Origin of the sequence: Nonomuraea sp. NPDC005501 (assembly GCF_040605905.1) — a bacterium.
Taxonomy (GTDB): domain Bacteria; phylum Actinomycetota; class Actinomycetes; order Streptosporangiales; family Streptosporangiaceae; genus Nonomuraea.
This window is the reverse complement of record NZ_JBEXDT010000186.1, coordinates 1-6,570: the sequence shown is the minus strand read 5'-3', so window position 1 is coordinate 6,570 and position 6,570 is coordinate 1. Positions and strand designations below refer to the sequence as shown.

Annotated in this window: 9 protein-coding genes and 1 tRNA gene; 6 read left to right on the top strand and 4 right to left on the bottom strand. The window is 70.7% G+C overall.

Features of this window, described 5'->3' with window-relative positions; translation table 11 throughout:
* The first annotated feature begins 51 nt into the window (after positions 1-51).
* Entirely contained in the window at positions 52-660 is a 609-nt protein-coding gene (locus tag ABZS51_RS42000; RefSeq protein WP_355453737.1) for a hypothetical protein, read from the top strand.
* Between the two features lie 100 nt (positions 661-760).
* Here ABZS51_RS42000 and ABZS51_RS41995 read toward each other — a convergent pair whose 3' ends face one another.
* The gene (locus tag ABZS51_RS41995; protein WP_310711742.1) at positions 761-1,783 is read right to left on the bottom strand and encodes a M48 family metallopeptidase; all 1,023 of its coding nucleotides are present in this window, start codon (positions 1,781-1,783) and stop codon (positions 761-763) included.
* Positions 1,784-1,879: 96 nt separating this feature from the next.
* On the opposite strand from ABZS51_RS41995, the gene nadD reads away from it, so the two are divergent.
* The 4 genes from nadD (at position 1,880) to ABZS51_RS41975 (ending at position 3,828) form a co-directional block, all read left to right on the top strand.
* On the top strand, positions 1,880-2,494 hold the full coding sequence (gene nadD / locus ABZS51_RS41990) for a nicotinate-nucleotide adenylyltransferase (protein ID WP_355453734.1): 615 nt from the start codon (positions 1,880-1,882) through the stop codon (positions 2,492-2,494).
* Between the two features lie 121 nt (positions 2,495-2,615).
* A complete protein-coding gene (gene rsfS / locus ABZS51_RS41985; protein ID WP_310711740.1) occupies positions 2,616-3,011 on the top strand; it encodes a ribosome silencing factor in 396 nt (131 codons plus the stop codon).
* Positions 3,008-3,637: a histidine phosphatase family protein gene (locus tag ABZS51_RS41980; protein ID WP_355453731.1), complete on the top strand. Its 630-nt coding sequence runs from the start codon at positions 3,008-3,010 to the stop codon at positions 3,635-3,637. Before rsfS ends, ABZS51_RS41980 begins: the two co-directional genes overlap by 4 nt.
* 118 nt (positions 3,638-3,755) lie before the next feature.
* A tRNA-Ala gene (locus ABZS51_RS41975) sits at positions 3,756-3,828 on the top strand.
* Positions 3,829-3,884: 56 nt separating this feature from the next.
* Here the strand turns inward: ABZS51_RS41975 and ABZS51_RS41970 are convergent.
* Positions 3,885-4,505, bottom strand: coding sequence for an L-threonylcarbamoyladenylate synthase (locus ABZS51_RS41970; protein WP_310711737.1), 621 nt, complete (start codon positions 4,503-4,505; stop codon positions 3,885-3,887).
* Positions 4,506-4,611: 106 nt separating this feature from the next.
* A complete protein-coding gene (locus tag ABZS51_RS41965) occupies positions 4,612-5,277 on the bottom strand; it encodes an AIM24 family protein (RefSeq protein ID WP_355453728.1) in 666 nt (221 codons plus the stop codon).
* Between the two features lie 195 nt (positions 5,278-5,472).
* Here ABZS51_RS41965 and ABZS51_RS41960 point away from each other — a divergent pair, with 195 nt between their 5' ends.
* On the top strand, positions 5,473-6,027 hold the full coding sequence (locus ABZS51_RS41960; protein ID WP_355453725.1) for a fasciclin domain-containing protein: 555 nt from the start codon (positions 5,473-5,475) through the stop codon (positions 6,025-6,027).
* Between the two features lie 207 nt (positions 6,028-6,234).
* Here the strand turns inward: ABZS51_RS41960 and ABZS51_RS41955 are convergent.
* Positions 6,235-6,570: YbgA family protein (locus ABZS51_RS41955; RefSeq protein ID WP_355453723.1), on the bottom strand; the 336-nt coding region annotated here is incomplete at its 5' end.

The following is a 6,570-nucleotide window of genomic DNA, read 5'->3' as shown; positions in this document are numbered from 1 at the left end:
GGCCCGGTGCTGGTCGGTCATCAGGAAGAGGATGTTCACTTGGCGGCGCCCGTGAACAGATCGCCGGTGCGCGCCAAGGCGGCGGCCGCCCAGGCGCGAGGGGGCCGCGCCGCCCGCTTCAGGTCGGAGCCCGGCTCCACCTCGCTGCCCGCGGGCAATGCCGCGCTCCTGCTGCTGGCCGTGCTGGCCGTGCCGTGCGTGGTGGCGTCGGTGATGTGGCCGATCGCCTCCATCGGCATCACGGCGGTGTTCGTGGTGCTGACGCGGACCATCTGGATGAGCCACTGGGTGGTCCGCAACCGCACGTCACGGCGCTGGCGGGTGGCGCTGCGGGTGCTGGTGTTCCCGTTCGCGGCCACCGGCTCGGCGGTGACCGCGGCGCTCTGGCCGGGCGTGCCCGTCGTGGTGGCGGCCGGCGGAGCGCTCTGGCTCACCGGCGGCGGTCAGATCGGCTCCGACTGGTGGCAGCAGCCCGCGCCGGTCACCGCCGCGGGCGTGGTGTTCGGCATGCTGTGCGGCGGCATCACCGGCCGCGAGATCGAGCGGATCGGCGCCCGGCTGCCGGAGCTGCGCCGCGAGGGGCTGCGCGCACTGGCCGTGCTGGGCGGGTTCGTCGCCCTGTGCGCGGCGGCCGTGCGCGCGATCGCTCTGCTGCTCTAGATCCTGAGTGCTCCAGAACCTGAGTGCTCCAGAACCTGGCTGCTCCGACAACAGTCGGTGAGGCCGGCCCCGGAGCGTTCGGGGAAGGGGGCCTGGGCCGTCAGCCCTGGCCGCCGTCGCGGCGGGAGAAGCGGTTGAAGATGCGCTCGCCCGCGTTGACTGCGCCCTCCGCCACGTCGCGCAGCACGCCGATGAACGGGTCCTGCGACTGCGACCAGGATGCGCGGTAGGACTCGGCCGCGGCCTTGACCTCGTCGGTGACCCGGGCGTTGGCGTCGTCCTCGCGGCGGGGGTAGTCGCCGGCGACGATGCGGTCGTACTCGCCGCTGCGCTGCCACTTGTCCAGCTCGGCCACGCGCACCACGGCGAACGGGTGGGTGGTGCCGAGCAGGTTGAGCACCTTGAGGAAGCCGTCGCGGAGGTCGCCCGCGGTGTCGTACTCGTTGTACTGCTCCAGGAAGGCCTCGATGTTCATCTCGTGCGTGTAGGCGCCGCCGGCCAGCTTCATCAGCGCCCGCTTGCCCGCCTCCGGGTCCTGGCCGACGAGCAGGCCGCCGCGGTCGCAGGAGAGCTCCGACTTGCGGTACCACTCCTCCAGGCCGGCCACGATGGCGCGCAGCCCGATGTAGCCGAGGGGGATCCACGCGACGCGGGTGGCCAGGCGGGTGAGGATGTCGAGCATCGTCCGGTAGACCGCGTGTCCGGACAGGATGTGCGCGGTCTCGTGGCCGATGACGAAACGCTGCTCCTCCTCGTTCATGAGGTTGAGCAGTCCGGTGGTCACCACGATGAACGGGTCGTCGAAGCCGATGGCCTTGGCCTGGACCTGGGGGTCCTGCTGGACGTAGATCTCGGGGATCCGGTGCAGGTCGAGGGTGTAGGCGGCGTCGCGCCCCATGTCGTACAGGGAGCGGAACTGGGTCTCGCTCACCCGTACGGCCGATGCGAGGTACATCAGGCGCAGCCGCCGCTCACTGATGAGACCGGACATCTGCTTGAGAACCGTGTCGAACCCGCTCAACTTACGCAGAGCGACCAGGGCGGACCGGTCTGCGGGGTGTTCGTAGGCACGGGACGAGATGCCGGGCAGTTGGACGCGGTTGCGGTCCGGGGTGGTCGTCATGCCCGGCATGCTACGTCGGCATCGTGGGCGATGCGCGGGTCTCGCCGAGGGGGGTCCCCTCATCTTCTGGTAGGGGTTCCGCGTAAGGTCCCACACATGATGCTTGCGCCTGATGTTCTGGGGAAGCGACGCGTGGGAGTGATGGGTGGGACGTTCGACCCCATCCATCACGGTCACCTGGTCGCCGCCAGTGAGGTGGCGCACCACTTCGAGCTCGACGAGGTCGTGTTCGTGCCGACGGGCCGGCCGTACCAGAAGTCGGAGCGAGAGGTGTCGGCGCCCGAGGACCGCTACCTGATGACGGTGATCGCGACCGCGTCCAACCCCAGGTTCTCGGTCAGCCGGGTGGACATCGACCGGCCCGGGCCGACGTTCACCATCGACACGCTGCGCGACGTGTCGCGGGCGTACGGGCCGGACGCCGAGCTGTTCTTCATCACCGGCGCCGACGCCCTGGGCGCCATCCTCACCTGGCAGGACGCGAGCGAGCTGTTCGGCCTCGCGCACTTCGTCGGCTGCACCCGGCCGGGCCACACGCTGCACGACCCCGGCCTGCCCGAGGGCAAGGTCACCCTGCTGGAGATCCCCGCCCTGGCCATCTCCTCCTCCGAGTGCCGGCAGCGCGTGGCCAACGGCGAGCCGATCTGGTACCTCGTCCCCGACGGCATCGTGCAGTACATCAACAAGCGCGGCCTCTACCGCCAGGACTGACCGGCGCGCCCCTCGTTCACCTTGTACGCTCACGGCTTCCGCGGCGGGAGTGAGGGGTCCGGGCGGAGAAGGTAGGCTCAGCACAAGGCAGATTGCCTACACAGGAGGACAGACCCGCATCGTGACCGCATCTGACAGAGCCGTCCAGCTGGTCAGGATCGCCGCCGAGGCCGCGGCGGACAAGCTGGCCGACGACATCCTCGCCTACGACGTGAGCGAGCAGCTCGTCATCACCGACGCCTTCCTGCTCTGCTCCGCCACCAACGACCGCCAGGTCCGCGCCATCGTCGACGAGATCGAGGAGAGGCTGCGCACCGAGGCCGACGCCAAGCCCGTCCGCCGCGAAGGCGAGCGTGAGGGCCGCTGGGTGCTCCTCGACTACCTCGACATCGTCGTGCACGTGCAGCACGAGGAGGACCGCACCTTCTACGCCCTGGAGCGGCTGTGGAAGGACTGCCCCGCCATCACGCTGCCGGAGGCCGTGATGCAGGCCAACATCCAGCGAGCCAGGAGTTGAGCAAGCGGATCGTCTGCCTCCGGCACGGGCAGACGCTGTGGAACGTCGAGCACCGCTTCCAGGGACACTCCGACATCCCCCTGGACGAGACCGGCCAGGCCCAGGCGGCCCGGGCGGCCTCGCTGCTGGCGTCCCTGCGCCCCAGCATGATCGTCTCCTCCGACCTGCGGCGCGCCAACGACACCGCGCTCGCGCTCGGCCGGCTCGTCGGCCTCGACGTGGCCGTGGACAAGGACTTCCGTGAACGGGGCGGCGGGCAGTGGGAGGGCCTCACCCGCGACGAGATCGCCGCCCGCTGGCCGGAGGAGTACATCGCCTGGGAGGCCCCCGACGGCGAGCCCGTCACGGAGGTGGCGGCGCGCGTCGCCGCGGCCATCCGCCGCTGGGCCGCCAAGCTCGACGACGACGGCCTGCTCGTGATCGCCTCGCACGGCGCCGCGCTGCGGCTCGGCATCTGCGAGCTGCTCGGCCTGCCCGAGGAGCTGTGGCCGGCGCTGGGCGGGCTGGGCAACTGCTCGTGGTCGGTGCTGCAGGAGGGCCGCAAGGGATGGCGGCTGCTGGAGCACAACGCGGGCACGCTGCCGGAGCCCATCAGCAGCGACGACCGGCCCGACGCCCAGACCTGAGCCCCTTCACGGCCCGCACCGCCGCTCACCGGTGGTGCGGGGCCGCGATTAGGCGAATCGTGCGGATGACTATATGCTTCCTGAGCGCCGTTCACGAGAGCACTCGAAGCGGTGACCAGGGGCTATAGCGCAGTTGGTAGCGCGCCTCCATGGCATGGAGGAGGTCTGGGGTTCGAATCCCCATAGCTCCACAACCAGCCGATCCCGTCCGATCATCTTGATCGGGCGGGATGCTGTTTTCCCGGGCCTATTCGAACAGGGACGTATCTCCCGTGCCCCGGCGAAGAATCTCCGGCTCCTGCTGCGAGAAGTCGACGACAGTCGTCGGAGTGGCGCCGCATTCGCCGGAGTCGAGGACCGCGTCCACCAGGTGGTCGAGCCGCTCCTTGATTTCCCAGCCCTGCGTCAGTGGCTCGGTCTCGTCGGGCAGCAGCAGGGTGCTGGACACCAGCGGTTCGCCGAACTCGGCCAGCAGCGCCTGGGTGACGACGTGATCAGGGATGCGGACGCCGACGGTCTTCTTCCGGGGATGCAGCAGCCGCCGCGGCACTTCCTTGGTCGCGGGCAGGATGAAGGTGTAACCGCCGGGAGTCGCCGCCTTGACCTGGCGGAACAGCGCATTGCTGAGGTGAACGAACTGGCCGAATTGGGCGAAGTCGCGGCAGAGCAGGGTGAAGTGGTGGTCGCTGCCAAGGCCGCGGATCTCCCTGATCCGGTCGATGCCCTCCTTGTTGCCCGGCTGGCATCCGAGGGCGTAGCACGAGTCGGTGGGGTAGGCGATAAGCCCGTCCGCCCGCAGGATCTCGGCGATCTGGCTGATCAGGCGAGGCTGGGGATTGTCCGGATGAAGATCGAAGTATCTGGCCACGCCTCGGATCTTAGGATCCGGCAGGGAGGCGCCACCACATGGAAGGCATCGGCCGGGTCGCCGCCGTGGGCGTGCGGGTCGGTGAGCGGGCGCCGGCACGACCGGCTCACTGGGCGCGGACGACCGGCCGGCCCTCGCTCGCCTGGACGAGGACGAACCCCTGGCCCTGGAAGGCGAGCTGCACCGCCTCGCCGCTGCCCCGGCCGATCAGGGCGCCCGCCTTGAACGTGCGGTTCACGCCCACGTGCAGCCCGGCGCTCCAGCACACGGCGGACTGGCTGTCGGCGAACGTCGGCAGCCGCGAGGCGTCGAGCACCACGGGGGCGCCGTGCGCGGTGACCGCCACCCAGCCCGTGCCCCTGATCGTCATGTTGAACAGGCCGCCCGCGGCCACGCCGGCACCCTGCAGCCGCTGGATGTCCCAGGTGAGCGAGGCGTCGAGGGCGAGCAGGTTGCGGCCGTTGACGGTCAGGGCGTCGTCGTCGAGGTGGAACAGGTGGATGTCGTCGGCGTTGTCGGCGAGGAACAGCACGCCCTCGCCGGTGACGCGCATGAGCGGCGCGCCCTCACCGGTCACCACCTTCTTCAGCAGCTTGCCCACGCCGCCGGCGCCCTCGTAGGAGAAGTCCATCCGGCCCTGGAAGGCGACCATCGAGCCCTGACGCGCCAGCACCTCGGGTGGGAGCTCGACGCGGAGCATCTTGGAGTTGGCCAGGGCGAAGGTGCCGGGTCCCTGCTGGGAGCCGAGATTTCCTAACAGGGCGCTGCGCATGGGGCCTCTTTCGACGTTCGGCGGTTTGTACCGGTATGAGGGTGACGAACGGCGTGGCGCTCCGGTTCCCTCCGCCTCTTTGCCCTCTCTTTGGCTGAAATCCGCATCCCCGGACGTCCCGCGTACCGGAGGAGAGGGAAAGAGGCGCGGCCCGCAGCGGCCCGCCAGGTGCTCCACTGAGGGGAACGACGAAACATGAAGAGATCTCTGCTCGCGGCGGCGCTCGCGCTGGCCACGACCTTCGTGGGCGCGAACGCCGCGTCCGCGGCCTCCTCCACGGGCGCGCCGGAGGCGCCGTTCGGTCCCGGGTGTCCCGCCGCCGCCGACGCGAACGTGGCGGCCATCGCGGGCCAGCCGGTGGCGACCGCGGCCTCGCGGATCCCCGAGCTGTCCACGCTCGTGGGCGCGCTCAAGGAGGCGGGCCTGGCCGACAAGCTCAACACCGCGCAGGACATCACGGTCTTCGCCCCGACCAACGAGGCGTTCGCGGCCATCCCGAAGGGCACCCTGGACAAGGTCCTGGCCAACCGCCAGGCGCTGACGAAGATCCTGACGTACCACGTGGCCGAGGGCAGGCAGGCGCCCGCCGACCTGGCCGATGCCCGGCTGACCACGCTGGAGGGCGGCAGGCTCACGGTGCGGGGCTCCGGCGACAGTTACACGGTGAACACGGCGAAGGTGGTCTGCGGCAACGTGCCGACGGGCAACGCCTCCGTCTACGTCATCGACAAGGTCCTCATGCCGGAGTAGTGGCGAAGGGGACGGGGGCGCCTCACCCGCTCGAAGGTCTCGTGACCCGCGGGTGAGGCCGATGGCTGTCCTTCGCGTACGTGCTCCGGACATGCCAGGACGCGGCAGGGCAGAACTCGGCGGCGAGCGCGTCGGTGAAGACGCCGAGGGGTGCCCAGTCGCCGTTGACCCGGGTGGTGAGGCGGTGTTTGCCGTCGCGGGCGCAGGTCACGCGGGGACGTGGTGGCGCAGCGCCAGCTCGTCCGGGTACGGCGACAGGAACGTCTGGTCGCGCACGTAGGCGGCTCCCTCGCCCTCCGCGTCGTGCCGGATCAGCGTGGCCGGGACGCTCAGCGGCACCAGGCCGGCCCGGTAGGCGCCGATGACGCCGGCCAGGTGGTCGCGGCGGGCCGGGTCGAGGCCGAGCATGCCCAGGCAGTGCTGGAGGGCGTTGACGTTGCGTCCGGGGCGGGCCCGCTCGGCGAGCGCCGCGTGGAACGCCCCGGTGTACGCGGAGGCGACCTCGGCGCGGGGACGCGTGCCGGCGCGGGCCACGACGGCGCC